Genomic DNA, 26852 nt, shown 5'->3' with positions numbered 1-26852 from the left:
GCGATTTGAAACTTGAAGTTGATAATCGCCCCCTGACGTTTTCTGCAACTCAGGCTGACGTTTTCTGCACCGTGCGCGCCAGGAAGCGTCCGGCACGCGCGCTGGTGGATTGCTTGTCCTGGCCGCGATAGGCCAGCTGCCCGTTGACCCACACCGCATCGATGCCATGCGCCGGCTGCATGGGATCAGTGAAGCTGGCAGCATCGCGGATGGTCTCGGGATCGAACAGCACCAGGTCGGCGTGATAACCCTCGCGCACGAAACCGCGCTGCGCCAGGCCGAAACGCTGCGCCGACAGGCCGGTCATCTTGTGCACGGCGGTGGCCAGTGAAAACAGTTTCTGCTCGCGGCTGTAATAGCCCAGCACGCGCGGGAAAGCGCCCCACAGGCGCGGATGCGGCAAGGGATCGTTGGGCAGGCCATCGGAACCGACCACCGTGGCCGGATGCGAGAGGATGCGGTTGACGTCGTCATCCGACATGCAGTGGTAGACGGCCCCGGCCGGCATCAGCCGCGCGGCAGCGGCGTGCAGGTCCACGCCCCAGTCGGCGGCGATCTGCTTCAACATCTTGCCGCCCTGCTCCGGATGCGGCTCGGACCAGGTGACCTGGATGTCGTAATCGGCGGTGACCTGTTTCAAGTCGAGTGTGGAAGAGCTGGCGGTGTAGGGATAGCAGTCGCAGCCCACATGCTGGTGGCGCGAGGCCGCTTCCAGTGCCTGCAGCACTTCGCTGCTGCGGCCCCAGTTCTCCACGCCTGCGCACTTCAGGTGCGAGATCACCACCGGCACGCGCGCATGCTTGCCGATGCGGAAGGCTTCCTCCATCGCATTGAGGATGTCGGCGAATTCGCTGCGCAAGTGAGTGGCGTAGAGCCCGCCAAATTCGGCCAGCGGCTCGGCCAGGGCCAGCACTTCTTCCGTGGGCGCATTGATGGCATTGCCGTAGGCGAGGCCCGTGGAAAGGCCCAGCGCACCGTGCTCCAGCGCCTCGCGCAATTGCGCGCGCATGCCGGCGATTTCCGCATCGCTGGCCGCACGGTCGAGACGGTCCATGTGGTTGTTGCGCAGGGCCGTGTGACCGACCAGCGCAGCCACGTTGATGGCCGGCTGCGCGGCATTGACGGCCTCGACATAGCTGGCAAAGCTCGGATAGTGGAAGGCCTCGGACTTGCCCAGCAGGTTCATCGGGTCCGGCGGATCGCCCTTGAGCGTGACCGGCGCGGCGCTGATGCCGCAATTGCCGACCACCACCGTGGTCACGCCCTGCGACAGCTTGGGGAACATCTCCGGCGTGCGGATGACGTTGGTGTCGTCATGCGTGTGCGCATCGATGAAGCCGGGCGAGAGCACGCGTGCGCTGCCGTCGATTTCCTGGTCGGCCTGCCAGCCAGAAAGCTGGCCGACGGCGACGATGCGGCCATCGCGTACGGCCACATCGGCCGCTACCGGTTCGGCGCCGCTGCCATCGATGACCAGGGCATGGCGGATCAGGGTGTCGCAGTGCTGCGGGCCGCGCGGCGATTGCGGGGTGGATGTCATGTCAGTCTCCCAGTGGCTGGTGCAAGTCGCCGCCGCCGCGATGGGCATCGAGCACGTACTTGAGGCGGCGCAGGCGTTCCTGGCTGCTTTCCTTGTGCAGCAAGGCCAGCTCCAGCACCAGCATGTCCAGCGTCGCCATCATGGCGTAGCGCGACGAGGACGGTTTGAAAATCAGGTCGGTTTCCAGCGTCTTGATGGGCAGCAGCACATCGGCCATCTTGGCCAGGGGCGAGCCGAGTGCCGTGATGGCGATCAGCTTGACGCCGTATTCGCGCGCCACCTCGCAACTGGCCAGCAGCTCGGGCACGCTGCCGGTGGTCGAGAAGACCAGCAGCACGTCCTCCTTGTCGAGGGTGGCCGCCACCATCTTCTGCAGTACCGCATCGTGATAGGTCGCCACCGGACGGCCCAGGCGCACCAGGCGATAGCGCGCCTCGTCGGACATCATGGTGGAGCCGCCCCCCATGCCGAAGCAGTAGATCATGCGCGCGCCCAGCAGCAGGTGCGCGGCTTGCATCAGCATGTCAGGGTTGAGCATGGCGCGGTTCAGTTCCAGCACCGCATGGATGTCGCGGTAGACCACGTCGGCCAGTTCCGGCGGCTGTTCGGAGGGCAGCGTCTTGGCCCCATCGAAGAAGCGCTGCCCCACGGCCACCGCCTGGGCCAGCAGGAACTTGAATTCGCGCACGTCGCGGCAGCCCATGGCCTTGGCAAAGCGCGTCACGCTGGCCACCGACACGCCCGCCTTCTCGGCCAGCTCGCCGATGCTGGCGCTGGCAGCGGCGGCCAGATCACCCAGGATCGCTTCAGCCACTTTCTGTTCGGCCAGGCGCAAGGTACTGCTGCGCTCGGTGATGCGGGAAATGATGTCCAATGTCTGCGCCATGGGAAGGAAAATTCAGTCTGCGGGAATGGGCGGGCGATCAAGCCGGCGACCCCGGAAGGCGCCGCGGAAACAGTTTATGTTATTTACTAACACGGCGTAAACATAGTAAATTCAAGGCTATTATTACGTCAATCCTAATTTCACAGGAATTAAAGCGATGAGTGATACAAACTACCAAGGCCAGTTCCAGGCCGGCATGATCGACCCGCTCAACAAGGGCCTGGGTGCGCTGGCGCAGCCACTCGCCCCGCAGCAGGCGGGCCAGGTGCGCTGGAACCTGCTCAATGAAGACATCAGCTTGCCGGCCGCGGTGTTGTATGAAGAAAAGATCGCCCACAACCTGAAGTGGATGCAGGACTTCGTCGGCCAGTACCAGGTCAAGCTGGCCCCGCACGGCAAGACCACCATGGCCCCCAAGCTCTTCGCGCGCCAGCTCGATACCGGCGCCTGGGGCATCACCCTGGCCACGGCCCACCAGACCCTGGCCGCCTATCATCACGGCGTGCGCCGCGTCATCATGGCCAATCAGCTGGTGGGCAAGCGCAATATGGCCATCATTTCGGAGTTGCTGGCCGATCCCTCGTTTGAATTCTTCTGCCTGGTCGACTCCGCCGCGCTGGCTGACCAGCTGGGCCGCTTCTTCGCCGAGCGCAAGCAGACCCTCAACGTCCTGCTGGAACTGGGCCCGGCAGGCGGGCGCACCGGCGTGCGTGACGACGCGCAGCAGCAGGCGGTGCTGGCCGCCATCGGCCGCTGGGACAGCCTGGCTCTGGCCGGTGTGGAGGTATATGAAGGTGTACTCAAGGAAGAGGCCGACATCCGCCGTTTCCTGCAGCGCGCTGTAGCCTGCCTGAAGGATCTTTCCGCACGCGGGCAACTGGCGCGCCGCCTGGCTCAGGGCCCGGCAGTCCTGACCGGAGCCGGTTCAGCCTGGTATGACGTGGTCGCCGAGGAATTCGGCCAGGCCGACATCGGCGCTGCGCTGGACGTGGTGCTGCGCCCGGGCTGCTACCTCACCCATGACGTGGGCATCTATCGTGCTGCGCAATCGCAGATCCAGGTGCGCAATCCGGTGGCGCACAGCATGCGCAGCCAGCTGCAGCCGGCACTGCAGCTGTGGGCTTACGTGCAATCCATCCCCGAGGCGGACAAGGCCATCATCGCCCTGGGCAAGCGCGATGCGGCGTTCGATGCCGGCCTGCCCGCCCCGGTCACGCGCTTCCGCCCGGGCCAGGATACCCAGCCGCAAGCCACCCCGGCGCACTGGGAAGTGACCGGCATGATGGACCAGCACGCCTACCTGAAGATTGCCGAAGGCGACGACATCCAGGTGGGCGACATGATCGCCTTCGACATCTCGCACCCCTGCCTGACCTTCGACAAGTGGCGTCACCTGGTGGTGGTAGACCAGCGTTTCGATGTAACCGACATCGTGCAGACCTTCTTCTGATCGGTGTCGAGGAAAGAACAGCCCATGAACAAACCCATCCTCGCCTACGGCGAAGCCATGGTGGAATTCAACCAGCGCATCGACACCCCGCGCCAGTACCTGCAAGGCTTTGGCGGCGATACCTCCAACTTCGCCATCGCGGCAGCCCGGCAGGGCGCCGTGTCGGGCTATATCAGCGCCGTCGGGAATGACCACTTCGGCCAGGACCTGCTGGCGCTGTGGCGGCGCGAGCAGGTCGACGTGCAGCACGTGGCGGTGCAAGCCAATGGCAGTACCGGCCTGTACTTCGTCACCCACGATGAGCAGGGTCATCACTTCCACTACCGCCGCGCCGGCTCGGCCGCCAGCCGCTACGGCGTGGACGACTTGCCATTGCAAGCCATCGCCGCCGCCGGTGCCCTGCACCTCTCAGGGATCAGCCTGGCCATCAGCGAGAGTGCCTGTGACGCCGGCCTGGCCGCCATGGCGCATGCGCGTGCGGCCGGCGTGACCACCTCGCTCGATACCAACCTGCGGCTGCGCTTGTGGCCGCTGGAACGCGCCCAGGCGAAGATGGCCGAGGCCTTCCGCCTGTGCGATGTCTGCTTGCCGAGCTGGGAAGATGTGTCGATGCTGACCGGCCTCACCGACCGTGATGCGATCGTCGATCACTTGCTGGATTACGGTATGAAGCTGGTGGCCTTCAAACTGGGCCATGAAGGCTGCTATGTGGCCACGCCCGAGCAGCGCCGCATGGTCGCGCCGTATCCGGTGCAGGCGCTGGATGCGACGGGTGCAGGCGACTGTTTTGGCGGGGCCTTCATGGCCGAGCTGATGGCCGGGCGAGATCCCTTCCAGGCCGCACGCTATGCCAACGTCGCGGCCGCCCTCTCCACCACCGGCTACGGCGCGGTGGAACCCATTCCCGGCCGCGACCAGGTGGAAGCGGTGCTCAGGGACGCCGCGTGATCAGGCCTTGCGCCGTGGCGCGCCGCTTCACTGCCGGCGCGCCACGAACAGCATGCCCGCCACCGGCTGGCGCACTTCCTCGCGCAATACTTCATCTTCCTGGTACACCGCTGCCAGCCCGTGCGCCTGCAGCAGCGTGCGCACGTAATCACGGCCATGGCGGTAGCGTCCGCTGGCATGCAGGCAATAGCCATCGGCCACCGCATCCTGGGGGGTGAGCACCTCTACCGTGAAGACGAAATGGCCGCCCGGCCTCAAGACCGTGGCGACCGCCTTGAACACCTTCTCCAGGTCACCGAAATAGATCATCGTATCGGCCGCCGTGACCAGGTCGCAACTTTGCGGATGGCGCAGCAGGTAGTCGGTGATCTCGGCCTTTTCCAGCTGGTCGTAAAGGCCGGTCGCCGCCGCCTTCTCCAGCATCTTGCCAGCCAGGTCGACGCCGCTGAGGTGATGCGAATAGGGCCGCAGATATTCACCGCACAAGCCGGTCCCGCAGCCGATGTCGATGGTGGCAAACTGGCGCGCCGCTTGCGCCACCCGACCCACGCCCTGCCCGATCAGGCTGGGGCCGCGATAGCCCAGGCTATGCAGCAGGTTGGTTTCGAAGGTCTCGGCGTAGCGGTCGAAGTGCGATTCGATATAGCGATCCGAGGCGCGCGTGGGCACATCCAGCTGTGAGCAGGCGGCCAGCATGTGGGCCGCAATCGGATTGTCGGGTTCGCTGGCCAGCCAGGCGCGGTAGGCTTGTGCGGCTTCTTCAAGCCGACCGAGGAAGTAGAAGGAAATCCCGACCATCTCCCAGGACTTGCCCTCCATCGGCGGCAACACATAGGCGCGGCACTGGTAATGCGAGGCCTGCATCTTGTCGCCTGCGGCCTCGAAGAGATTGCCCAGGTGCAGCAGCGACGGCAGGAATTCCGGCGCGATCTCCACGGCGCGCTGGAAAGCGGCAATGGCCTCCTCGTTGCGGCCCTGCTGCATCTGGGCAGCACCCAGGTTGTTCCAGACCGTGTGGTCATCGGGCGTGATGTCCAGTGCCGCACCGTAGGCCCCGGCAGCGGCCTCGAACTCGCCGACGGCAAAGAACACATTGCCCAGGTCGTTGTGCCAGGCGGCATTGTCGGGTTCAAGGGCGCTGGCCAGTTCCAGCTTCTCTACCGCTTCGGCATGACGTCCGGCCTGGTGCAGCCAGATGCCATAGAAGTGCAGCGCCACCGGTTCAATGGGGTCTTCCTCCAGCACGGCCTCATAGACGGCCCGAGCTTCGTCCAGGCGGCCGGCCATGTGGGCGTCGATAGCCGCATTCAGGCGCGCCGCGTACGGCGACAGGGTGGACGTACTGGGCTGCGGCTCAGGCATGGACTGCTCTCCCTCGTAAAGCGCATCAGGCACGGGACGACATGTCCGTGGCCTTTACATTTTCTTTACAAGTCTGCAGCAGACTGCCCTTTCGGGCAATACCTGATTCTCCGTGTTGGCTGCCAGATACTACAGGGAAGCAAGGCTGTGGCCGATGCTCCCCAGGCGGCGCAGCGCCTGGTCCAGTTCGCGCGTGAAGGGATGGCCACAGCAAATGCGCAGGAAGTGACCGTAGCGGTTGGAGTTGGAGAAGATCGCCCCGGGGGAAACGCCCACCCCTTCCAGCAGGGCGCGCTCGAACAACTGCTGGGAACAGACCTGCACCGGCAACTCCACCCACAGCCCCACGCCGCCATTGGGGACGTTCAGGCGCGTGCCTTCCGGGAAATAGGCTGCGATCGATTCCGCCATGCGCTCGCGCTGCTCCTTGAGCAACTGGCGCAGGCGGCGCAGATGGCGGTCATAGGCAGGGCTGGCGATGAAGTCGGCAGCGGTGACCTGGGTCCACTCTTCGTTGGCGCGGGTGTGGGTGAACTTGAGCATCTTGACCCGCTCATGCCAGCGCCCGCCATTCATCCAGCCCAGGCGCATGCCGGGGGCCAGCACCTTGTTCAGCGATGCGCAGTAGATCACGTTGCCGTTGCGGTCGCGGCTCTTGAGGCTGGAGGGCGGCACGTTGCCATCAGCCAGCTCGGTATAGGCGTCGTCTTCGATCAGGGGCAGGCGCAATTCTTCACACAGGCGCACCAGTTTGTCCTTGTGTTCGTCGGGCATGATGCAGCCCAGCGGATTCTGCAGGTTGGGCACCACCACCACGCCCTTGATGTTGCCGTAGGTGCGCACGGCCAGTTCCAGCGCTTCGACCGAGATCCCGGTGTGCGGGCTGGTCGGGATTTCGAGCGCCTTCATGCCCAGGTTCTCCAACGCCTGCAGCAGGCCAAAGTAGGTCGGCGACTCCACCGCAATCGTGTCGCCCGGCCCGGCCACCGCGCGCAAGGCCAGGTTGAGCGCTTCGATGCAGCCGTGGGTGACGACCACTTCTTCATGGTCGATGCGCATGCCGTGATGCAATGCGCGCCGTGCCACCGCCTGGCGGAAGGTCGCATTGCCGTTATGCGGCATGGCGCTGGTGAGCAGCTCAGGCCGCTCGCGCAGGGCGCGCATGGCGGCCTGCTTCAGGGTTTCCACCGCATACAGTTCGGGCGCACAGGTCATGCCGGAGAGATCGATGCGCGGCGCGCCGCTCTGGCGCAGGGCGATGTACTTGGAGACCTTTTCGTGGATGCCCACGTACTGCTCGGGATCGATGGCCATCAGGCTCTTGGGCTCCTGCACTGGCCGGATCGCCGAGCGGCGCGGCTGGCGCACGAAGTAGCCGGAACGCGGACGCGCTTCCAGCCAGCCGCCCTCTTCCATATGCCGCAGCGTCTGCAAGGCCGTCGACAAACTGACCTGGTGCTGGCGCATCAGGTCGCGCACAGAGGGCATGCGGTCGCCCGCCACCAGGGTGCCGGACTGGATGGCCCCCTGGTAGTGCTCGGCCAGGCGCCGATACAGCGGTTGACGCCCGGTGTCGGGGGTGGCGGCAAGGGCCGCCGGCGGCGTGCCCGGCGGCAGCGCCGCAGGCTTCATGTCGGGGAGGTGGAGGCGGGTATCCATAACAGTCATCATCTTATCGAGGGCCAGACCAGAACAGATACAGAGTAGGCGAAAAGCAGGGGTAACAGAGCAAAAAGCTACGGCCTGTTACGCAGCAGAGTGAAATTTCCTGTGCCTGTTGCGCCTGCGCTGCCATCCCTAGACTGCAGGCAGGCCCATTCGACAAGGAGAACACCATGCCCGCTCGCACCACCACCCAGACCCTGCCACTGGCTGCCGGCCAGCACCTGCAACTGTGGCTGCCTGCCGGTAGCCAGCTGCTGTGCCAGGCGCCGCACATGCGCGTGACCGAATCGGCGCAATGGCAGGCGGACCGCCTGGTCAGCCGCCAGACCCGGCTCAACGACGGGGAAAGGATGGTGCTGGCGCAGGAAGGCTGGATCGGCGTGCTGGCGCCGCAAGGAGGCGAGCTGCTGTGCCTGCGTCCGCTGGCGCGGGCATGGTATGCCCCCTTGGCCGCCCTGTTCCGACTTCCGCGCGGCGGACGGAATGCGCCGGGATGGGAAGCGGGCCGGTGAAAGACGCGGTCACGAACACGCGGACAGGTTGATGAAAATTAACTTTCAATCAACAAATCCGCATCATCCGCGCTTTTCGAGCAATAAAGTTGCGCAAAAGAGGGTGAACTGGCGGTGGAAGAGCTGCAGCAGTTTCCGTAAAACTATTACACTTCATCATCAGCAAAAGATGAAGTGTCATGCAGAACGAATCCTCCCTCGCCCGCTCCGCCCCGGCTTCCATCCCGGCCCTTTCTGAACAAGAGACTTTCGACCTGACGCCCGTTTCCTTGTGGAAAGAGGACTACAGTGGCTTGAAGCGCCTGTTCGACCAGTGGCGCGCCGACGGCGTGACCGACCTGCGCAGTTACCTCACCAAGGATCCCAGCCGCGCCCAGGCCTGTGCCATGCAGATCCGCGTGGTCGACGTCAACCGGCGTACCCTGGAATGGTATGAAGCGCGCGACCTGGCTCACCTGGTGGCCAACCTGGACAAGGTGTTCCGGGATGACATGATCGATACCTTCATCGATGAAATGGTGCAGCTGTGGAATGGCGGCACCACCTTCTCCAGCTATACCGTCAACTACACCTTGGGCGGCAAGCGGCTGGACATCCAGCTCTCCGGGCGCATCATGCCCGGCAGCGAAGAGAACTGGGACTACGTGCTGCTGGCCATCGAGAACGTCACCGAGCGCGAGACCGCCCGCAAGAAGCTCTCCCGCAGCGAAAACTATGCGCGCGGCCTGTTCGAATATTCACCCATTTCGCTGTGGGTGGAAGACTTCAGCGCGGTCAAGCGCCTCTTCGACGACCTGCACCGCATCGGCATCACCGATTTCCGTACCTTCACGGATGTGCATCCGGAGTTCGTGGAACGCTGCATGCAGGAAATCCGCGTCATCGATGTGAACCTGCAGACACTGTCCATGTTCGGCGCCCCGGACAAGGCCACCCTGCTCTCGCGTTTGTCCGACGTGTTCCGCGACGACATGCGTCCGCATTTCAATGAACAGTTGATCGAGCTGTGGAACGGCAACCTGTTACACCACCGGGAAGTGGTGAACTACTCGCTGACCGGTGAAACCCTTCACGTCCACCTGCAGTTTTCTGTCTTCCCGGGACACGAAAACAACTGGGACCTGGTGCTGGTGGCGCTCACCGACATTACCGCCCGCAAGAAGGCCGAAGCCTACCTGGAATTCCTCGGCAAGCACGACGAACTGACCAAGCTGCACAACCGTGCCTACATGGTCGATGAACTGAACCGGCTGGAGCGCAAGGGCCCCTTCCCGGTCAGCGTGATCGTGGCCGATCTCAACGGCTTGAAGGAAGTCAACGACGAGCTGGGGCACGCCACCGGCGACGCCCTGTTGCGCCGCGTGGGCGAAGTGCTGGGCAAGGCGGTGGAACGTCCCGGCAGCGTGGCGCGTACCGGCGGGGACGAATTCGCCATCCTGCTGCCGGCCACCGACGAACGTGGCTGCCAGTTGCTCATGGACCAGATCCAGAAACTGGTCGAAGTGAACAACCAGTACTACTCGGGCGTCGCCTTGAGCCTGTCCATGGGCGCGGCTACCGGTGTTCCCGGCGAGCGCCTGGAACAGGTCGTGCAGCGTGCCGACAGCTTGATGTATGAAGCAAAACGCCATTACTACGCCAGCACGCCGGGCCTGGAACGCCGTCATCCTGACGACTGACAGGGACACCGAGACCGTGTCCGCGCCCTCTTCCTGCCCGCATGAAGAACTGGCCCTGGCAGCAGGCGCGGAAACGCTGGCGGCCGATATCCTGCGCAGCGCACCCGCCCAGCCGGTCCATACGCTGGTGCTGCATGGGGCCGGGCAAGGCGATCGCCAACGCCAATGGCCGCTGCGGCAGGCCCTGGCTGCACGCGGCTGTGCCAGTGCCGCCATCGACTTTTCCGGCCACGGCCACAGCAGCGCCCTGCTGCCCAATTCCCTCTCCAAACGCCTGGATGAAGCGCAAGCTGCGCTGGACCGCTTTACCCTCGCCCCCCGCACCGTCGTCGGTGTGAGCATGAGCGGCGAAATCGCCCTGCGCCTGGCCTGCCGCGCGGAGAACGAGATTACCCATGTGGTCACGCTGGTCGGCGCGCTCTACGATGCTGCTGCCTTTACGCTGCCTTTCGGGCCGGCCTTCAGTGCGGCTTTAAGGCGCCCGCACAGTTGGCGGGATGCCGAAGTGCTGCAGATGATCCGCCATTATCGAGGGCGGCTCACCCTGGTCCGCGCCAGCGAGGATGCCGTCATCCCGGCCGAGATCGCCGAACTGATCCGCCAGCACGCCACCGCTGCCAGCGCATGCCGCATCATTGATTTGCCGGGCGTGGACCATCGCGTGAGCGAACGCAGCGCGCAGGATGCCGCATTGTGCGCACGGCTGGCCGCGCTCATCACCGACTGAAGCTGCTGGAAGAAAATCGGCCTGGTTCAGGCCATGGTGGAGATCAGGCCGCCGACGACGTTCTGGTTGACGATGTCTTCGACGATGGAACCCGTCAGGTCAGGCTGGGACTTGAGCAGCAATGACAACTCCGAACTGAGCCCCTGCCCTGCAAACATGCCCGAACCATCATAGATGCCCGAGGTGGCGTCCGGCATGACAATGCTGCCCAACACCCCCTGGTAATAGCTCTGGCTGGCCTGGTTCTGGGTCAGGTCGGTGGAGGTGCCGGCCGAGGAGCCGGCATTGACGATGGCATCGAACAGCCCCGCAGCGTTGTAGGTCAGGCCGGAATTGCCGGAAGAACCGCCGCCCAGGGTCACGATCACGGAAGCCTCCGACGACAGCTCGACCGCCTGCGCCACGGCCGCAGGGTTGCTGGCCGCAGTGACGGGGTTGGGGGTGCCGCTGGACGCGCTGCTGCCCAGGCCGTAAGGATCCAAGCTGCCCAGCGTGACCAAGGTGGAGGATGTGATCGCCATGTTCATACCATCAACGCGCGATATGCATTAACGCGCCTACCATCGGATTTTAGGAAACTGTGGGCCGCTCGGCAAGGCAGACGTGGCGGCGGGGACAGGCCGATGCCCCGCGCAATGAAAAACACCCGGCCGGAGCCGGGTGTTTCTTGTCCTGCAGGAAGAGGATCAGCGAACCTCAGCAGGCATGACGGGCATCAATGCGGCGCATCGCCATGCTCATCCTTGGTCTGGACGATACTGACCGGCTTGCCCTTGAGGCGGCGCCAGATGTAGACGCCGTAGCCGGACAGGCCATACAGCACGAACAGCCCGAACAGCACCTTGGACGGGTCGCTGGAAATGAGCACCAGCGCCACCACCACCAGCAATGCCGCAATGAAGGGCACCGGCTTGCGGAAGTTGACATCCTTGAAGCTGTAGAACGGCACGTTGGTGACCATGGTGATGCCGGCGTACAGGGTGATGATCCAGCCGTACCAGCTCAGGTCAGTGCCGGCAAAGCGCAGGTCATCCATGAGCCAGACGAAACCTGCCACCAGGGCCGCTGCCGCCGGGCTGGGCAAGCCCTGGAAGTAGCGCTTGTCGACCACGGCGATGTTGGTATTGAAGCGGGCCAGACGCAACGCGCCGCCGGCGCAATACACGAAGGCTGCCAGCCAGCCCAGCTTGCCCATGCCGCGCAGCGACCATTCATAGACCACCAGCGCCGGCGCGGCACCGAAGGAAACCATGTCGGAGAGGCTGTCGTACTGGGCGCCGAATTCGCTTTGCGTGTTGGTCATGCGGGCCACGCGGCCATCCAGGCTGTCGAGCACCATGGCCACGAAGATGGCGATGGAGGCGTAGTCGAACTTGAGGTTCATGGCCATCACGATGGCGTAGAAACCGCAGAACAGCGCCGCCGTCGTGAAGGCGTTGGGCAACAGGTAGATGCCGCGCGAGCGCCGCCGTGCCACTACCTGCCCGGCCTCGTCCAGTTGCGCGGCCTTGGGGCGGCGCAGCGATTTCGGGAAGGGAATGCCGGCTTTGGCCTTGCGTCGTCGTAATGTGGGCATCGATGTCTATCAGTAAGGAGGACGGAAATCGCAGCACGCAGTCTGCGCTCGGGCCTCATCCGTGACGCCGCTGCAAGCACAAGCTGGCGCACGACACGGTGAGGCCTTCATGGTGTGATCAGAGTTCGGCCAGAATGGTTTCGGTGGCCGAGACCTTTTCACCGACGGTGACCTTGGGCGTGGCCGTCAGCGGCAGGTAGACGTCCACACGCGAACCGAAACGGATGAAACCGTAGCGCTGGCCACGGGCCAGGGTGTCGCCCGCCTTGACGTAGCACAGGATGCGGCGTGCGATCAGGCCGGCCACCTGCACGCAGGTCACGCTGTGACCGCTGGTGGTGGTGATGGCCAGGGCATTGCGCTCGTTTTCCAGCGAGGCCTTGTCGAGGTCGGCATTGACGAACTTGCCGGGGAAATACTGCACCTTCTCGATCTTGCCATCCACCGGGGCGCGGTTGGAGTGGACGTTGAAAACGTTCATGAAGACGCTGATCTTCAGGGCTTCACGGTCGGTGTAGGGATCGTGGGCGCGGGCCACCACGACGATGCGGCCATCGGCCGGGGACAGCACGGCATTGGCGGCTTGCGGGATCACGCGCGGCGGATCGCGGAAGAACTGCAGCACGAACAGCGCGATGATCCACAGCGGGAAGGACCAGGCGCCGCAGAAATAGGTTGCCAGCGCTGCCACGACCACGGCGATGGTCAGGAAGGGCCAGCCTTCACGGGCGATGATGGGATGGGGATAGTGGTTATTGTTCAATGTTGCTCCAATGATCGCGCAGTGCTCGCGGAAAGTTCAAAAGTAAAAGCGTGCCTATTCTAGTCCAGCGCCCGTTAAAAGCAATGAAATGCACCGCCATCGGACCGGTGGCGGTGCATCTCGGGTCATCCGGGACAATTTTTCGTGAACCAGGCCGGGGGCAATGCCCGGCACCGGCTCAGCGCGGCTGCGGGCGGGAGAAGCTCAGCTTGAGTTCGTTGCGGGCCACACCGCGTGGACCGGTCAGTTGCATCTGCCCGATCAGGATCGTCACTTCCGCATCGGCATAGTCCAGCCCGGTGACTTCGGTGACCTGGCGCAGGTCGCCCTGGCGGCGTTCCTGCGGCTCGTCGGCGATGATGCCCGGCGGCTCCTTGGCCAGCGGTGCGCAAGCCTTCACATCGTTGACCAGGCGCTGGTAGGCGCGGCCCATGTCGGCCGGCGTGGCATAGCGCCAGATGCAGGTATAGACCGTGGAATTGTCGGCAACGGCGCAGCTATGGGCACCATCGAGCATGAAGTTGGACAGATAGACGGGGCCGCGCTTGTCGCCCTTCATGACGGAATCGGGGCCGTCTTTCTTCCAGCCGTCAAAGTGCGATTGCGATTGCTGGTGGATGGCGCGCAGGTCGGCGCAGATGTCGGCGTGCGCGGTGCTGGCCACCAGTGCGGTGAGCAGCGGCAGGAGCAGCTTGGTGATGGTCCGCATGATGAGATGCTCTTCTTGAAACGGAAAGGGAGGCCGATTATAGCCTCCCTCTCCTGCCAACCCGAGCGGGTTGACGATTCTTGACACGGCCCCTGGCGGGACCAGCCGCATTACTTGAAGCGCACCTTGCCCACCAGGCGCATGTTCACGGTCGATTCACCCGGCTCGAAGCTGGGTTCGGCCACCGTCGTGCTTTCCTGGGCCATGTCGGCACGCATGGCCTTGGCCATCATCGGGGCGGGGGCCGCCGCGGCATAGTTGCCGGAGCCCTCGAAATCCACGGTCTCGATCACCGCATCCGACGGAGCACGATGCATGGCATTGGCGATGAAGCCGATGCGCTCCTCCAGGTTGCGATAGGTGGCATTGACCAGGGTGGCGTCCAGCTTCTTGGCGGCCGCCGGGCTCAGGCCGAACTGCAGGCCGTTCAGGCTCATCAATGCCTGGGCAGAGGAGACGGTCTTGGGCAACGCGGCCAGGTTCTCGGTCGTCATCTCCAGATATTGGCCGACGCGCCATCCCACCACCTGGCGTGCCTTGGCCGGCTGGCGAGGTTGTTGCGGCGTGACTTGCGGCGGTTCGGCATAGACCGCGTAGGTGTAATAACCATAGCTCTTCAGGGCGGCCTGGGGGTCCTGGCGCTTGAGCAGCTCGATGCCCTGCTTCATCTTCTGGTTCACGCGGGAGGCGGCGGCGGCCTTGTCCTTGTCCTGCTCTTCGACCTGCAGGGTAACGCGCGCCTGGTCATTGGGCACGCTGATCTCGCCATTGGCTGGCACCACGACCATGGTGCCGGTGGTCGGGACCGGAGCCGGCGCGCTCATGGCGGTCTGCGCCTGGGCGGCGATACAGGCGGTGGCCAGGACGGCCCCCAGCATCAGTTTGCGGGAAGGTGTCATAAGGGATCCTCTTTATTCTTGGTCAGTGACGGGGGTGATGATAGCTTCATATCGAAAGCATCTACCCTGCACTTCGACGACCGCCGCCAGAGATTGGTTCTTGGCCAAGTGCAACAATGCGTAACACAATGACAATTCAAGCGCCCTCGCCTTCCCTGGGAACGAAAAAAAACGCCACGGCGAACCGTGGCGTTTTCCTTGACTGCTGCTTGAGGCGGCAGATCAGTTCTTGGTCTGGTCGACCAGCTTGTTGGCCTTGATCCAGGGCATCATGGCGCGCAGCTTCTCGCCCACGATTTCGATCTGGTGTTCGGCGTTGATACGACGACGCGACATCAGGGTCGGTGCACCGGCCTTGTTTTCCAGGATGAAGCTCTTGGCGTATTCGCCGGTCTGGATGTCTTCCAGGACCTTCTTCATGGCAGCCTTGCTCTCGGCGTTGATCACGCGCGGGCCGGTCACGTACTCGCCGTATTCGGCGTTGTTGGAGATCGAGTAGTTCATGTTGGCGATGCCGCCTTCATAGATCAGGTCGACGATCAGCTTGAGTTCGTGCAGGCACTCGAAGTAGGCCATTTCCGGCGCGTAGCCAGCTTCGACCAGGGTTTCGAAACCGGCCTTGATCAGTTCCACGGTACCGCCGCACAGCACGGCTTGTTCGCCGAACAGGTCGGTTTCGGTTTCTTCGCGGAAGTTGGTTTCGATGATGCCGGCACGGCCGCCGCCGTTGGCGGTAGCGTACGACAGGGCCAGGTCACGGGCCGAGCCGGACTTGTCCTGGTGCACGGCGATCAGGTGCGGCACGCCGCCACCCTGGCTGTAGGTCGAACGCACGGTGTGGCCGGGGGCCTTGGGGGCGATCATGATGATGTCCAGGTCAGCGCGCGGCACGACTTGGCCATAGTGGATGTTGAAGCCGTGCGCGAAGGCCACGGTCGCGCCTTGCTTGGCGAAAGGAGCGACGTTTTCTGCATAGACCTGGCCGATGTTTTCGTCCGGCAGCAGGATCATGATGACGTCGGCGTCCTTGACCGCGTCGTTGACTTCGGCGACCTTCAGGCCGGCCTGTTCAGCCTTGTTCCACGATGCGCCGCCCTTGCGCAGGCCGACGGTCACCTTGACGCCGGAATCCTTCAGGTTCAGGGCGTGGGCGTGGCCTTGCGAACCGTAACCGATGATGGTCACGTTCTTGTTCTTGATCAGGGACAGGTCTGCGTCTTTGTCGTAGAAAACTTTCATGATTTTTTCCTATGTTCCGAGTAACTCGAATTTGAATGTATGTAGGTGTGTGATGCGTACTGCTGGCGCGGTCGATCAGATCTTCAGGATCCGTTCGCCGCGGCCGATGCCGGAGCCGCCGGTACGGACCGTTTCCAGGATCGCGGTGCGATCCAGGGCGTCGATGAAGGCGTCCAGCTTGCTCTTGGCGCCGGTCAGCTCGATCGTGTAGGTCTTCTCGGTGACGTCGATGATGCGGCCGCGGAAGATATCCGCAGTGCGCTTCATCTCTTCCCGTTCCTTGCCCACTGCGCGCACCTTGATCAGCATCAGTTCGCGCTCGATGTGCGCGCCTTCGGTCAGATCGACGACCTTCACCACCTCGATCAGGCGGTTCAGGTGTTTGGTGATCTGTTCGATCACATCATCCGAACCCGAGGTCACGATGGTCATGCGCGACAGGGTCGAATCTTCGGTGGGTGCAACGGTGAGCGTTTCGATGTTGTAGCCGCGTGCGGAGAACAGGCCCACGACACGGGACAATGCGCCGGCTTCGTTTTCCAGCAGCACAGAAATGATATGGCGCATGTTAGAGATCCTCCGAACCCAGCAGCATTTCAGTCAAACCCTTGCCCGCCTTGACCATCGGCCAGACGTTTTCGGTTTGATCCGTGATGAAGTTCATGAAGACCAGCCTGTCCTTCATGGCGAAGGCTTCGCGCAGCGCGCCGTCGACATCGCCCGGTTTCTCGATTTTCATGCCGACGTGGCCGTAGGACTCCGCCAGCTTGTTGAAGTCCGGCAGCGAATCCATGTAGGACTCGGAATAGCGCGAACCATAGTCGATCTGCTGCCACTGGCGCACCATGCCCAGGAAGCGGTTGTTCAGGAGAATGATCTTGGGCGTCAGGTGATACTGCTTGCAAGTCGCCAGTTCCTGGATGCACATCTGGATCGAGGCTTCGCCAGTGATACAGGCCACCGTTGCATCAGGGTTGGCCATCTGCACGCCCATGGCGTACGGCAGACCCACGCCCATGGTGCCCAGGCCACCGGAATTGATCCAGCGGCGCGGCTTGTCGAAACCGTAGTACTGCGCGGCCCACATCTGGTGCTGGCCGACGTCGGAGGTGATGAAGGCATCGCCCTTGGTCACTTCCCACACCTTCTGCACCACCGATTGCGGCTTGATGAATTCGTCGGAAGTGGCGAACTTCAGGCAATCACGCTTGCGCCATTCGTTGATCTGCTTCCACCAGGCATCCAGCGCCGCGCCGTTCTGGCGGGTCTCGGCCGAATCCAGCTGCGAGAGCAGTTCCTGCAGCACGTCCTTGACGTTGCCCACGATGGGGATGTCGACCTTGACGCGCTTGGAAATCGACGACGGGTCGATATCGATATGAATGATCTTGCGGGCATTCGAGGCGAAGTGCTTCGGGTTGCCGATCACGCGGTCATCGAAGCGCGCGCCGATGGCGATCAACACATCGCAGTGCTGCATGGCCATGTTGGCTTCGTAGGTGCCGTGCATGCCGGGCATGCCCACGAACTTGTCGCTGGACGAACGATAGGCACCCAGGCCCATCAGGGTGTTGGTACAGGGATAACCCAGGCGATCAACCAGCTTGTTGAGCTCAGGCGAGGCATTGGCCAGGATGATGCCGCCGCCGGTATAGATCATCGGGCGCTCGGCCGACAGCAGCAGCTGCAGCGCCTTGCGGATCTGGCCCGAGTGGCCCTTGTCGACCGGCTTGTAGGAACGCATTTCCACCGCCTTCGGGTACTCGTAGGCGCAGGTATGCATGGTGATGTCCTTCGGGATATCGACCAGGACCGGGCCGGGACGGCCGGTGGTGGCGATATAGAAGGCTTTCTTGACGGTCTCCGCCAGGTCCTTCACATCCTTCACGAGGAAGTTGTGCTTCACGCAGGGGCGGGTGATGCCGACGGTATCGCACTCCTGGAACGCGTCCTGGCCGATGGCGGTCGACGGCACCTGGCCGGAGATCACCACCATGGGAATCGAATCCATGTAGGCCGTGGCCAGGCCGGTGACCGCATTGGTCACGCCGGGGCCGGAGGTCACGATGGCCACGCCGACTTTTTGCGAGCTGCGCGAATACGCATCAGCGGCATGCACGGCGGCCTGTTCGTGACGAACCAGGATGTGCTGGAATTTGTCTTGCTTGAAGATTGCGTCGTAGATATAGAGGACGGCGCCACCAGGATAGCCGAAGACGTGTTCAACACCCTCTTCAGCCAGGCAACGGACGAGTATATCCGCGCCGGTGAGTTGCTCAGCACTCATGCTGCTTCCTTTCAAGGTCCATTGGAAATTGATCGGATGTTCTCTCCTGGCGGAATCGCATTCATCGTCTTGCTGGCGGCATCCCTTCATTGTGCGGTCACGCCGTTTCTGCGCTCCAACCGTAGTGGAGTTTGAAACGTCGCTCAACGCGACTCGTTCAGCCTTGGATCAAGATCGACTTTTACAGATTCCTCGCGCTTGTGGCACGGGTTAGAACAAACAAGCTTTAAACCTATAAAGCGTTTCCTCGAACCGGCACAACCTTATGTGAAGCACCGGCAAGGAATAAAAACGCCCCAGATGTGGGAGGCGGGAAACAGGACAGTAATGGCTTGCATCATTTTGGTCAAGCGAATTCCGGTGAAATCGTTGTCAATACTCGCGTTCCCGCGCCGGGTCGAGGATAAACTTCAGGACAAAAGGGGCCACATTTGCTAGCATTCGGTCTGCTTTTTGACGATTTCTTGCATTTTTCGCATCCTGGCTGGTCAATATGCAGGATTTTTCCTGAATTGATCGGTGACCCATCCGGCACACCGTATTGCATGGCAACTGACAAAGAACTCTCCGATTTTCTTGAAAGTGTCGAACGCCGCGCCTTCAAACAGGCGGTGTATGCCGTGCGCAAGGATGAAGCCGCGTTGGACATCGTTCAGGATGCAATGATCAAGCTGGCCGAGAAATATGGCGACAAGCCGGTCGATGAGCTGCCGATGCTGTTCCAGCGCATCCTGCAGAACACCATTCATGATTTCTTCCGCCGCGAAAAGGTACGCAATACCTGGGTGAGCCTGTTCTCCAGCTTCGGGGGCAATGGCGGCGACGGCGAGGGAGGCGATGATTTCGACCTGCTCGAGAGCCTGGAATCGGAAGACGGCTCCCAGGCCGCCGAATCCAGCGCGGACAAGGTCGAGCGCGAGCAGACGCTGAACCTGATCGATGCCGAAATACAAAAGCTGCCAACGCGTCAACGGGAAGCATTCCTGATGCGTTACTGGCAGGACATGGACGTGGCGGAAACAGCCGCCGCCATGGGTTGCTCCGAAGGTAGCGTCAAAACCCATTGCTCCCGCGCAACACACGCGCTGGCTCAAGCTCTCAGAGCCAAAGGAATCTCATTATGAACAACAAGGAAATGCAATTCGCCTACAAGGTGAAGCTGGCGCTTGACGCCAATCTTGACAACCTGTCCGACGACACGTTGCAAAGCCTGTCGGCCGCCCGCCGCGTGGCCCTGGCCCGCAAGAAGCAGGCACCGATCCACAAACGCGTGGAGCAGCCGGTGCTGGCCGGCGCCTTCGGTGGCGCCATGATGTCGCCCGAAAAACCGTCGTGGTGGAGCCGCCTGGGCGTGGCCGCCCCGCTGCTGGTGGGCATCATCCTCTTCGCCGGCATCTACCAGCACGAAAACGCCAAGCGCGTGAGCTACCTGGCCGACATCGACGCGGCCGTACTGTCCGACGAGCTGCCGCTGTCGGCTTACCTGGATCATGGTTTCAACGCCTTCCTGGCAGAAAAGGGACAATAAGACGATGCAAAAGACCACCGGCACTCCTGTGAAGGCTACCGCCCGCTTCTCGCGCATTGCGCTGGCGCTGGCGGTGCTGGCCGGTGGTTTGAGCTGCGCCTGGACCGTGGCGCAGAACGCGCCCGCCACCGCACCAGCACCGTCGGCCACACCCGCGGCCGCGCCCGCACCTGCTGCCAGCCCTGCTGCAACAGCACCGGTGACCGGTGCGTCCGGTACCGCGACAGCGCCTGCCGCACCGGCCGCCGCCCACGCCAACAAATCCGCCGGCAAGGGCGCCGCACGCAAGCCCGAGAACAAGCTGGCCTGGGCCAATCTCTCGCCGACCCAGCATCAGGCACTGGAACCGCTGAGCGGGGAATGGCCGCGCATGAGCGAGTTGCAGAAGGAAAAATGGCTGGAGATCGGCAAGCGCTACGCCAAGATGAAGCCGGAAGAACAGCAGCGCCTGCATGAACGCATGCGTGACTGGGTCAAGCTGACCCCGGCTGAACGCAGCGCTGCCCGCACCAATTACGCCCGTGCCAAGAAGCTGGATGCGGAAGAGAAGCACGAGCAATGGGCCAAGTACCAGCAACTGTCTGAAGAGCAGAAAAAGAAGCTGGCCGAATCCAAGCTGCCCAAGCGGGTAGCCAAGCTGCCGACCTCGCCCTCAGCGGCCGCACCGACCATCCAGCTGCCCGCCGAGGCCCTGGATCGTTCCCTGCCGGTCACCCCTGCCCAGCTGCCCGCTCCGGCCGCCGCTCCTGCGCCTGCCCAGGCACCGGGCTCGCAGGCCACTCCGGTGCCGGCGATCGCTCCTACCGCCTCGACGCCTGTGACCGTGGCGGTCAGTGCTGCGGTCGCGCCTGTGGTCGGTACGACGAGCGACGGCAAGTAAGCCAGTCCATCCACTTCCTGATTCGATAGCCCGCCACCGGCGATGATTTGAAACCGCCCCTTTGGGGCGGTTCGCATTTGGGCCCTCGCCAAGCGCGGCCGAGATGCCGCCGAGCCCGGACCTCCCCGGCTTCGTGCGGCGCCTTCTTGCTCTGGCTCAAGCCCTTACATAGGCAAGCGCGCCTGATTGCATTACCATCTGGCGGCCGCAGCGCACGCTGCACGCACGGATTCTTCACGCCACCCTAGCCAGAACGGAACGAACAGGAACATGCCGGAACTCACCACGCCCTCCCTGCGCCGCCGCATGAGCAGCATGCTGTATGAATCGATGCTGCTGTTCGGCGTGCTGTTCATGTCCGGCTGGCTGTTTTCGACCTTGCTGCAGCAGCGCCACGCGCTCTACCTGCGCCATGCGCTGGAAGGCTGGCTGTTCCTGGTGCTGGCGGTGTACTTCATCTGGTTCTGGACGCACGGTGGCCAGACGCTGGCCATGAAGACCTGGCGTTTCCGCGTGGTCGACCGCGACGGCCAGCCCGTGCGCCTGTGGCGCGCCGCCTTGCGTTTCGTGCTGGCCTGGCTGTGGATCCTGCCGGGACTGGCGCTGGCATCGCTGGCGCGTGGCCAAGCCTGGCTGCTGGTACTGATCCCGGCCGCCAACCTGCTGCTCTGGGCCATGACATCGCGCCTGGATCCGGGCGGCCAATTCCTGCACGACCGCCTGGCCGGTACCCGCCTGGTCGATGCCGTGCCAGTAACCAAAGCCGCAGCAAGCACCCAATCCAAGTCATGAAGCCGACATGAGCGCTTCCCCGCGCTCTGTTATGCTCTCGGGCGAACGCATGCACCCGCATGCACCTGTACCTGATCGCCCGGACTGACGCCCGCATGATTTCACGCATCTCCAGAACCCTGCTCCTCATCCAGTTCGGCATCGCAGTCCTGTTCTATTTCCTGCTACGGCATTTCGATTGGCCCATCGTGGCCGCCGCTGCCGGGAGCGTGCTCATCGTGCTGCTGCTGCGCGCCCAGATCACTGCCAACAGCTTCTTCCTGACCTGGCCGTATCGCGGCCGCACCTCCAATCCGGTCGAGATCACCTGGCTGCAGGTGGCCACCCTTTTCCTGCGCGAATTCCGCGCCACCATGCTGTGCTCCTCCTGGGCCATGCCCTTCCTGCGCTTCGACCAGTTCAGCTATCCCGACACCACCTCCCTGCCGGTCCTGCTCATCCACGGCTATGGCTGCAACAGCGGATACTGGCGCTGGATGAGCCTGGAACTGCGCCAAGCCCACATCACCCACTACGCGCTGGACATGGAGCCGGTCTTCGGCAGCATCGATGAATACGCGCCGCTGGTCCATGCGGCCGTGCAGCGGGTACAGGCCGAAACCGGCCAGAAGAAGATCGTCATCGTCGCCCACAGCATGGGCGGACTGGCGGCCCGCGCCTACCTGCGCGACCATGGCTGCGACAGCGTGGCGCGCGTCATTACCCTGGGCTCGCCACACCACGGCACGGCCATCGCCAACTTCGGCATCGGCATCAACTGCGGGGAAATGAACTGGCTGGGCCGCTACGAAGAAGGCCGCAGCAGCGAATGGCTGCAAAAGCTGGCAGCCACCGAGGAGGCCGATGCCCTGGGCCACATCGTGTCGATCTATTCCCAGCACGACAACATCGTCTCGCCGCAAAGCTCGGCCCACCTGGAGGGCGCCTGGAACATCCCGGTCATCGGGATCGGCCACGTGGCGCTGGCGCTGGAACCCTCCATCCACAAGATGGTGATCGACCTGATCCACAACGCCCGCGACTGAAGCCCACAAAGCAAGATGCCGTCCGGCGGGCGCGGGACGGCGCAGGCGCAGCCAGTGGCTGCGACCTGGAACGGATTACTTCTTGGAAGCGTCCTGCAGCTGCTCACCGGCCTGCTGCATCTTTTCACCGGTCTTCTGGGCCAGGTCCTTGGCGCCTTCCTTGGTCTTCTCGTAAGCTTCCTTGGCATCGGCCTTGGCCTTGTCCATGGCGCCATCGAGCTTGGAGCCGGATTCGGCTGCCTGATCCTTGGTCTGGCCGGTCACTTCATCGAGCTTCTTGCCGGCTTCCTGCACGGCACCGTCGATCTTCTTGCCCAGGGCCTCGGCCGGACCCGGCTCTTCCTTCTTCTGGCAGGCGGCCAGCAGGGTAATGGCGGCAAGGCTGACGGCAACACCGGCCAGCAGTTTGGACATCTTGTTCATGTTTTCATCCTTTCCGTTCATGTTTGACGATCCCGATGTGTCGGGATTTGAGGGGAAGATAGCACAGCAGCCGGCCTCGTCCTGTGGCTGCCAAATTTGCTTACATTTCTTGCAAATCCGTCGATCATCGCGAAACATCGCTGAACATCAGCATTTCCTCTTCCGAAAAGCCGGCGGCGCGCCGCGCTTCCAGATTGAAGGGGCCGCGCAGGGGCGGTGCGCGGTGGCGCTGGCACAGTGCGGCGAAGGTCGTCACGGGATCGAGCTGGCGCTGCTCGCACAGCCAGTTGAACCAGCGGTTGCCAATCAGCACATGGCCGACTTCGTCGCGCATGATGATGTCCAGGATCTCGGCGGCCGCCAGGTCACCAGCCTGCGCCAGCTTGGCGCGCACCGGCGGGGCAGCATCCAGCCCGCGGGCTTCCAGCGTGCGCGGCACCAGGGCGATGCGCGCCAGGACGTCGTCCTTGGTGGATTCGGCCATGTCCCACAGGGCGTTGTGGGCGGTGAAGTCGCCGTAATCGTGACCCAAGGTCTTCAGGTGATCGGCCAGCAAGCTGAAGTGATAGGCTTCTTCATCGGCCACCAGCAGCCAGTCTTCATAGAAATCCCGGGGCATTCCGGCAAAGCGCCAGACCGCATCCAGCGCCAGGTTGATGGCATTGAACTCGATATGGGCCAGGGCATGGATCAGTGCCGCCCTGCCCTCGGGCGTGCCCATGGAACGATGCTTCACCTGCAGCGGCGAGACCAGCTCGGGCCGCGCCGGCCGGCCGGGGATCCCGGCGCCGGATTCGGTGGCCGCCAGGTCCTCCGTTTCCAGCGATAACTGGCCAGCCTGCCAGGCGGCGCGCAGGGCCCGTACGGAACTGCACTTGACGGCGGGCCGGGTTTCTTTCAGGCAAGACAGCGCGGCGCTACGCAGGCGGGTGAATGAAAAGACTTCATCTGGGGACGAGACGTGATCCAAGGAACTGACTTTCAGGGAAGGTAAAATACGCGGTTGAGGATGCCGCCTTTGTCTCCATATGAAGACAAACGTCCACCAATGCAAGGCAAGGCAAGGACAAGACAAAGGGCTTCGGCATCGCCCACCGACCAGCAGGTAACGAGGAGACAATTTTATTATGGCGATCTACCAATTGGCGCAGGACATTCCCGAGATCCACGAGACCGCCTTCGTGGCCGAGTCGTCCACGGTGGTGGGCAAGGTCAAGATGGAAGCCCATTCCAGCGTCTGGTTCAACGTCGCCATTCGTGGCGACAATGAACTCATCACCATTGGTGAGAACAGCAACGTGCAGGAAGGTGCGGTATTGCATACCGATCACGGCTACCCGATGGTGATCGGCAAGAACGTCACCGTGGGCCACCAGGCCATGCTGCATGGCTGCACCATCGGCGAGGGTGCCTTGATCGGCATCCAGGCGGTGGTGCTCAATGGCGCCAGGATCGGCAAGAACTGCCTGGTCGGGGCCGGTGCCCTGGTGACCGAGGGCAAGGAGTTTCCCGACAACTCCCTGATCATCGGTGCGCCTGCCAAGGCAGTTCGCCAGTTGAGTGAAGAAGATATCGCGCGCATGCGGGCTGGCACCGACAGCTACGTGCAGCGCGCGCAACAGTTCAAGACCCAGCTCAAGCGCATAGCCTGAGCGGTCAAGCAAAGGAAACGATGAAAGACACGCTGCAAAAATTCCTGGTCGACAACGCGCCCGTTCGCGGCGAGCTGGTCGAGATCTCCGACACCTGGCGTCAGGTACAAGCCCGCCGTGACTATCCCGTCGCCGTGCGTACCTTGCTGGGCGAGATGCTGGCGGCTTCCGCCCTGCTGTCGGCCAACCTGAAATTCAACGGGATGATCGTCATGCAGATCCATGGCGACGGCCCGGTCAAGCTGCTGGTGGTCGAATGCGACTCCGAGCTGCAGCTGCGCGCCACCGCCAAGCTGGCCGATGATGCCGAGATCGCTGACGACGCGACGCTGACCGACCTGGTCAATGCCAATGGCCAAGGCCGCTTCGTCATCACCCTCGACCCCAAGGACAAGCTGCCCGGCCAGCAGGCCTACCAGGGCGTGGTCCCGCTGGACGGCGAGAGCGTGGCCACCGTCATCGAGAATTACATGCTGCGTTCAGAACAGCTCGATACCAAGCTGTGGCTGGCCGCCGATGAGAAGGTCTCGCGCGGCCTGCTGCTGCAGAAGCTGCCTTCCATCGGCGGCAATGCTGCCCCGACGGCCAAGCCGGAAGGTGAGCTGGAAGACTGGAACCACATGGTCATGCTGGGCGATACCTTGAAGCGCGAAGAACTGCTCTCCACCGACATCACCACGCTGATGCATCGCCTGTTCTGGGAACAGACCATCCGAGTCTTCGATCCGGTGCATCCGCAATTCCACTGCTCCTGCTCGCGCGAGAAGGTCGGCAACATGCTCAAGATGCTGGGCCAGGAAGAAGTTGCTGAAGCGCTGTCACAGATGGAAAAACTGGCCATCGACTGCGATTTCTGCGGACAGCATTACGAGTTCGATGCGGTCGATTGCGCACAACTGTTCGTGGCCGATGTGGGTGGTGCGAGCGAGGCGAGTGACGCGCGGCATTGAGCGGGCGCGAGTGGGTGGAGCAGAAGAATTTCGGGAAAATCGGAGAAAACAAGGTTCCGGCAAAAACCGGCAGCGGTATTTCAAATGGCCAGGTCTATAATCGCCGGATGACTTCCGCCACCCACCTCCTCGCCGACAAATACCCTGTGGCCCGCGACGCCGGCCCGTCCGCCATCGGCCCGCGGACAGAGGAAGAGCAAAAGCTTCTGGCGCTGATCGACGAGGGCCTGCGATCCGGCCCCGCGATCGACATCACCATTGACGAGCTCGCCAGTCAACTGCGCGAGCGCATCCGTAACAAGACAGCATGAGCGGTGCGGATGCGCATCCGTTTATCTCCGGTCGCACAACGCGACATCCTCGACATCACCGACTATTACACTGAACTTTCGGGCCGCCTGGGCGAACGCTTCACGGAAGAACTTACCAGCACCTTACGCAGCCTGACAAGGCAACCCGGCATGGGATCACAGCGCTACGCCCATCTTCTGCCGGATCGCTCGCTGCGGATGTGGCAGCTGGATCATTTCCCTTGCCTTCTCTTCTATCGTGCGCGCGATGAAACCTTCAGTCTGCTGCGCGTGCTGCACGAACGCCGCGCCCTGTCAGCGGATTCCCTGAGCTACCGAGCCCCGACTTACTCAGCATCCGGCACCAGCAAGGCCATCTGCTCCGCATCCAGATAAGTCCACTCCCCTTCTTCCAGTTCCAGCGCCTCCAGCTGCAAGCCACCGATGGCGGTACGCCGCAAGGCACTGCAATGATTGCCGGCGGCTGCCAACATGCGCTTGACCTGGTGATACTTGCCCTGCTCCAGCACGATTTCCAGCAGGTTCTCACCCAGCTGGCGGCAGCGGGTCGCGGCCAGCGGCGCCGGTTCGTCATGCAGTTGCACGCCCGCTTTCAGTTGCGCAATCAGTGCCTCCGTTACCGGCTCGGCCGTCGTGGCCGCATACACCTTGGGCACGTGGCGCTTGGGCGAGGACTGCGCGTGAATGAAAGCGCCATCGTCCGACATCAGCAGCAAGCCGGTCGTATCGTGATCCAGCCGGCCCACGGGCTGCACGTCGCGCCAGGTGAACTGTTCCGGCAGCAGCGTCAACACGCCCGGATGGTGGCTGGGCTTGCGCGAGCATTCGATGTTCTGCGGCTTGTTGATGGCGATGTAGACGTGCTCGCGGTATTCCCACTCTTCCTCGAAGATGGTCAGCACCAGGCCATTCGTCTCCGGCGTGGCGCGGTAGTCGTCCACCACCTCGCCATGAATCGACACTTCACCGTCCTCGATCAACTCACGGCAATATTTGCGCGAACCGAAACCCTGCGATTGCAGGATGCGGTCCAGGGTCAGCTTGGCCAT

General features: G+C 63.0%; 29 protein-coding genes. 14 read left to right on the top strand and 15 right to left on the bottom strand.

Annotation, left to right across the window (positions count from 1 at the left end):
- Window positions 1-49: 49 nt before the first annotated feature.
- A complete protein-coding gene (locus FYB76_RS00795) occupies window positions 50-1540 on the bottom strand; it encodes an amidohydrolase family protein (protein ID WP_154132369.1) in 1491 nt (496 codons plus the stop codon).
- Window position 1541: 1 nt separating this feature from the next.
- A complete protein-coding gene (locus tag FYB76_RS00790) occupies window positions 1542-2426 on the bottom strand; it encodes a MurR/RpiR family transcriptional regulator (protein WP_154132368.1) in 885 nt (294 codons plus the stop codon).
- A gap of 157 nt (window positions 2427-2583) precedes the next feature.
- On the opposite strand from FYB76_RS00790, the gene FYB76_RS00785 reads away from it, so the two are divergent.
- Window positions 2584-3876: an amino acid deaminase gene (locus tag FYB76_RS00785; protein ID WP_088754169.1), complete on the top strand. Its 1293-nt coding sequence runs from the start codon at window positions 2584-2586 to the stop codon at window positions 3874-3876.
- Window positions 3877-3900: 24 nt separating this feature from the next.
- A complete protein-coding gene (locus FYB76_RS00780; RefSeq protein WP_154132367.1) occupies window positions 3901-4824 on the top strand; it encodes a sugar kinase in 924 nt (307 codons plus the stop codon).
- A 27-nt stretch (window positions 4825-4851) separates the two neighbouring features.
- Here the strand turns inward: FYB76_RS00780 and FYB76_RS00775 are convergent, their stop codons facing one another.
- Entirely contained in the window at window positions 4852-6186 is a 1335-nt protein-coding gene (locus FYB76_RS00775; RefSeq protein ID WP_154132366.1) for a tetratricopeptide repeat protein, read from the bottom strand.
- Between the two features lie 129 nt (window positions 6187-6315).
- Entirely contained in the window at window positions 6316-7845 is a 1530-nt protein-coding gene (locus FYB76_RS00770) for a PLP-dependent aminotransferase family protein (protein ID WP_088754166.1), read from the bottom strand.
- Window positions 7846-8021: 176 nt separating this feature from the next.
- Between FYB76_RS00770 and FYB76_RS00765 the strand changes: the two genes are divergently transcribed.
- From FYB76_RS00765 to FYB76_RS00755, 3 genes are all read left to right on the top strand, one after another.
- On the top strand, window positions 8022-8363 hold the full coding sequence (locus FYB76_RS00765; RefSeq protein WP_154132365.1) for a hypothetical protein: 342 nt from the start codon (window positions 8022-8024) through the stop codon (window positions 8361-8363).
- Between the two features lie 179 nt (window positions 8364-8542).
- Entirely contained in the window at window positions 8543-10042 is a 1500-nt protein-coding gene (locus FYB76_RS00760) for a sensor domain-containing diguanylate cyclase (protein WP_154132364.1), read from the top strand.
- A gap of 16 nt (window positions 10043-10058) precedes the next feature.
- Entirely contained in the window at window positions 10059-10769 is a 711-nt protein-coding gene (locus tag FYB76_RS00755) for an alpha/beta hydrolase (RefSeq protein ID WP_370516279.1), read from the top strand.
- 26 nt (window positions 10770-10795) lie between these two features.
- Here FYB76_RS00755 and FYB76_RS00750 read toward each other — a convergent pair whose 3' ends face one another.
- From FYB76_RS00750 to FYB76_RS00715, 8 genes are all read right to left on the bottom strand, one after another.
- Complete coding sequence (locus tag FYB76_RS00750) at window positions 10796-11290, bottom strand: hypothetical protein (RefSeq protein WP_229296839.1); 495 nt, start codon at window positions 11288-11290, stop codon at window positions 10796-10798.
- 194 nt (window positions 11291-11484) lie between these two features.
- A complete protein-coding gene (gene pssA / locus FYB76_RS00745) occupies window positions 11485-12345 on the bottom strand; it encodes a CDP-diacylglycerol--serine O-phosphatidyltransferase (RefSeq protein WP_154132361.1) in 861 nt (286 codons plus the stop codon).
- Between the two features lie 118 nt (window positions 12346-12463).
- Window positions 12464-13108 carry a phosphatidylserine decarboxylase gene (locus FYB76_RS00740; protein WP_013233751.1) on the bottom strand — a complete coding sequence of 215 codons (645 nt, stop codon included), beginning with the start codon at window positions 13106-13108 and terminating at the stop codon, window positions 12464-12466.
- 178 nt (window positions 13109-13286) lie between these two features.
- Window positions 13287-13817, bottom strand: a complete 531-nt coding sequence (locus FYB76_RS00735; RefSeq protein ID WP_154132360.1) for a vesicle formation protein — start codon at window positions 13815-13817, stop codon at window positions 13287-13289.
- Window positions 13818-13927: 110 nt separating this feature from the next.
- Window positions 13928-14716 carry an SIMPL domain-containing protein gene (locus FYB76_RS00730; RefSeq protein WP_154132359.1) on the bottom strand — a complete coding sequence of 263 codons (789 nt, stop codon included), beginning with the start codon at window positions 14714-14716 and terminating at the stop codon, window positions 13928-13930.
- A gap of 222 nt (window positions 14717-14938) precedes the next feature.
- Entirely contained in the window at window positions 14939-15955 is a 1017-nt protein-coding gene (gene ilvC / locus FYB76_RS00725; RefSeq protein ID WP_034334512.1) for a ketol-acid reductoisomerase, read from the bottom strand.
- 75 nt (window positions 15956-16030) lie between these two features.
- Window positions 16031-16522: an acetolactate synthase small subunit gene (ilvN, locus tag FYB76_RS00720; protein ID WP_008327594.1), complete on the bottom strand. Its 492-nt coding sequence runs from the start codon at window positions 16520-16522 to the stop codon at window positions 16031-16033.
- Window position 16523: 1 nt separating this feature from the next.
- Window positions 16524-18242 (bottom strand): acetolactate synthase 3 catalytic subunit, encoded by a 1719-nt coding sequence (locus tag FYB76_RS00715; protein WP_088754159.1) that lies wholly within the window; start codon window positions 18240-18242, stop codon window positions 16524-16526.
- Window positions 18243-18787: 545 nt separating this feature from the next.
- Here FYB76_RS00715 and FYB76_RS00710 point away from each other — a divergent pair.
- From FYB76_RS00710 to FYB76_RS00690, 5 genes are all read left to right on the top strand, one after another.
- Entirely contained in the window at window positions 18788-19366 is a 579-nt protein-coding gene (locus tag FYB76_RS00710; RefSeq protein ID WP_039786760.1) for an RNA polymerase sigma factor, read from the top strand.
- Window positions 19363-19770, top strand: a complete 408-nt coding sequence (locus FYB76_RS00705; RefSeq protein WP_088754158.1) for a DUF3619 family protein — start codon at window positions 19363-19365, stop codon at window positions 19768-19770. The genes FYB76_RS00710 and FYB76_RS00705 overlap by 4 nt, the downstream gene beginning before the upstream one ends.
- A gap of 4 nt (window positions 19771-19774) precedes the next feature.
- Window positions 19775-20650, top strand: coding sequence for a DUF3106 domain-containing protein (locus FYB76_RS00700; protein WP_154132358.1), 876 nt, complete (start codon window positions 19775-19777; stop codon window positions 20648-20650).
- A 270-nt stretch (window positions 20651-20920) separates the two neighbouring features.
- A complete protein-coding gene (locus tag FYB76_RS00695) occupies window positions 20921-21442 on the top strand; it encodes an RDD family protein (RefSeq protein WP_154132357.1) in 522 nt (173 codons plus the stop codon).
- Between the two features lie 95 nt (window positions 21443-21537).
- Window positions 21538-22467 (top strand): alpha/beta fold hydrolase, encoded by a 930-nt coding sequence (locus tag FYB76_RS00690; protein ID WP_154132604.1) that lies wholly within the window; start codon window positions 21538-21540, stop codon window positions 22465-22467.
- Between the two features lie 75 nt (window positions 22468-22542).
- Here FYB76_RS00690 and FYB76_RS00685 read toward each other — a convergent pair whose 3' ends face one another.
- Together FYB76_RS00685 and FYB76_RS00680 are read right to left on the bottom strand one after the other, a co-directional pair.
- Window positions 22543-22890, bottom strand: a complete 348-nt coding sequence (locus tag FYB76_RS00685; RefSeq protein ID WP_088754155.1) for a hypothetical protein — start codon at window positions 22888-22890, stop codon at window positions 22543-22545.
- Window positions 22891-23014: 124 nt separating this feature from the next.
- Entirely contained in the window at window positions 23015-23860 is an 846-nt protein-coding gene (locus tag FYB76_RS00680; RefSeq protein ID WP_088754154.1) for a ferritin-like domain-containing protein, read from the bottom strand.
- Window positions 23861-24017: 157 nt separating this feature from the next.
- Between FYB76_RS00680 and FYB76_RS00675 the strand changes: the two genes are divergently transcribed.
- Genes FYB76_RS00675 through FYB76_RS00660 form a run of 4 tightly spaced genes read left to right on the top strand, consistent with a single transcriptional unit; the run spans window position 24018 to window position 26178 of the window.
- Window positions 24018-24542, top strand: coding sequence for a gamma carbonic anhydrase family protein (locus FYB76_RS00675; RefSeq protein ID WP_154132356.1), 525 nt, complete (start codon window positions 24018-24020; stop codon window positions 24540-24542).
- Window positions 24543-24562: 20 nt separating this feature from the next.
- Window positions 24563-25492 (top strand): Hsp33 family molecular chaperone HslO, encoded by a 930-nt coding sequence (gene hslO / locus FYB76_RS00670; protein WP_154132355.1) that lies wholly within the window; start codon window positions 24563-24565, stop codon window positions 25490-25492.
- Window positions 25493-25506: 14 nt separating this feature from the next.
- On the top strand, window positions 25507-25803 hold the full coding sequence (locus tag FYB76_RS00665) for a hypothetical protein (protein WP_154132354.1): 297 nt from the start codon (window positions 25507-25509) through the stop codon (window positions 25801-25803).
- A gap of 9 nt (window positions 25804-25812) precedes the next feature.
- A complete protein-coding gene (locus FYB76_RS00660) occupies window positions 25813-26178 on the top strand; it encodes a type II toxin-antitoxin system RelE/ParE family toxin (protein ID WP_154132353.1) in 366 nt (121 codons plus the stop codon).
- Here FYB76_RS00660 and FYB76_RS00655 read toward each other — a convergent pair.
- Window positions 26130-26852, bottom strand: a complete 723-nt coding sequence (locus tag FYB76_RS00655) for a pseudouridine synthase (RefSeq protein WP_154132352.1) — start codon at window positions 26850-26852, stop codon at window positions 26130-26132. The genes FYB76_RS00660 and FYB76_RS00655 overlap by 49 nt on opposite strands.

Origin of the sequence: Herbaspirillum sp. CAH-3 (assembly GCF_009668275.1) — a bacterium.
Lineage (GTDB): Bacteria > Pseudomonadota > Gammaproteobacteria > Burkholderiales > Burkholderiaceae_D > Herbaspirillum > Herbaspirillum aquaticum.
This window is presented reverse-complemented; position numbering and strand designations above follow the sequence as displayed.

Bases quoted from the DNA above. Each gene is read 5' to 3' on its own strand.
- FYB76_RS00660 (WP_154132353.1), top strand. From the start codon at position 25,813: ATGCGCATCCGTTTATCTCCGGTCGCACAACGCGACATCCTCGACATC.
- FYB76_RS00705 (WP_088754158.1), top strand. From the start codon at position 19,363: ATGAACAACAAGGAAATGCAATTCGCCTACAAGGTGAAGCTGGCGCTT.
- FYB76_RS00775 (WP_154132366.1), bottom strand. From the start codon at position 6,186: ATGCCTGAGCCGCAGCCCAGTACGTCCACCCTGTCGCCGTACGCGGCG.
- FYB76_RS00730 (WP_154132359.1), bottom strand. From the start codon at position 14,716: ATGACACCTTCCCGCAAACTGATGCTGGGGGCCGTCCTGGCCACCGCC.
- FYB76_RS00710 (WP_039786760.1), top strand. From the start codon at position 18,788: ATGGCAACTGACAAAGAACTCTCCGATTTTCTTGAAAGTGTCGAACGC.
- FYB76_RS00760 (WP_154132364.1), top strand. From the start codon at position 8,543: ATGCAGAACGAATCCTCCCTCGCCCGCTCCGCCCCGGCTTCCATCCCG.
- FYB76_RS00735 (WP_154132360.1), bottom strand. From the start codon at position 13,817: ATGCGGACCATCACCAAGCTGCTCCTGCCGCTGCTCACCGCACTGGTG.
- FYB76_RS00675 (WP_154132356.1), top strand. From the start codon at position 24,018: ATGGCGATCTACCAATTGGCGCAGGACATTCCCGAGATCCACGAGACC.
- pssA (WP_154132361.1), bottom strand. From the start codon at position 12,345: ATGCCCACATTACGACGACGCAAGGCCAAAGCCGGCATTCCCTTCCCG.
- FYB76_RS00655 (WP_154132352.1), bottom strand. From the start codon at position 26,852: ATGGCCAAGCTGACCCTGGACCGCATCCTGCAATCGCAGGGTTTCGGT.
- ilvC (WP_034334512.1), bottom strand. From the start codon at position 15,955: ATGAAAGTTTTCTACGACAAAGACGCAGACCTGTCCCTGATCAAGAAC.
- FYB76_RS00695 (WP_154132357.1), top strand. From the start codon at position 20,921: ATGCCGGAACTCACCACGCCCTCCCTGCGCCGCCGCATGAGCAGCATG.
- FYB76_RS00785 (WP_088754169.1), top strand. From the start codon at position 2,584: ATGAGTGATACAAACTACCAAGGCCAGTTCCAGGCCGGCATGATCGAC.
- FYB76_RS00690 (WP_154132604.1), top strand. From the start codon at position 21,538: ATGATTTCACGCATCTCCAGAACCCTGCTCCTCATCCAGTTCGGCATC.
- FYB76_RS00765 (WP_154132365.1), top strand. From the start codon at position 8,022: ATGCCCGCTCGCACCACCACCCAGACCCTGCCACTGGCTGCCGGCCAG.
- FYB76_RS00770 (WP_088754166.1), bottom strand. From the start codon at position 7,845: ATGGATACCCGCCTCCACCTCCCCGACATGAAGCCTGCGGCGCTGCCG.
- hslO (WP_154132355.1), top strand. From the start codon at position 24,563: ATGAAAGACACGCTGCAAAAATTCCTGGTCGACAACGCGCCCGTTCGC.
- FYB76_RS00685 (WP_088754155.1), bottom strand. From the start codon at position 22,890: ATGAACAAGATGTCCAAACTGCTGGCCGGTGTTGCCGTCAGCCTTGCC.
- ilvN (WP_008327594.1), bottom strand. From the start codon at position 16,522: ATGCGCCATATCATTTCTGTGCTGCTGGAAAACGAAGCCGGCGCATTG.
- FYB76_RS00790 (WP_154132368.1), bottom strand. From the start codon at position 2,426: ATGGCGCAGACATTGGACATCATTTCCCGCATCACCGAGCGCAGCAGT.
- FYB76_RS00750 (WP_229296839.1), bottom strand. From the start codon at position 11,290: ATGGCGATCACATCCTCCACCTTGGTCACGCTGGGCAGCTTGGATCCT.
- FYB76_RS00715 (WP_088754159.1), bottom strand. From the start codon at position 18,242: ATGAGTGCTGAGCAACTCACCGGCGCGGATATACTCGTCCGTTGCCTG.
- FYB76_RS00700 (WP_154132358.1), top strand. From the start codon at position 19,775: ATGCAAAAGACCACCGGCACTCCTGTGAAGGCTACCGCCCGCTTCTCG.
- FYB76_RS00795 (WP_154132369.1), bottom strand. From the start codon at position 1,540: ATGACATCCACCCCGCAATCGCCGCGCGGCCCGCAGCACTGCGACACC.
- FYB76_RS00780 (WP_154132367.1), top strand. From the start codon at position 3,901: ATGAACAAACCCATCCTCGCCTACGGCGAAGCCATGGTGGAATTCAAC.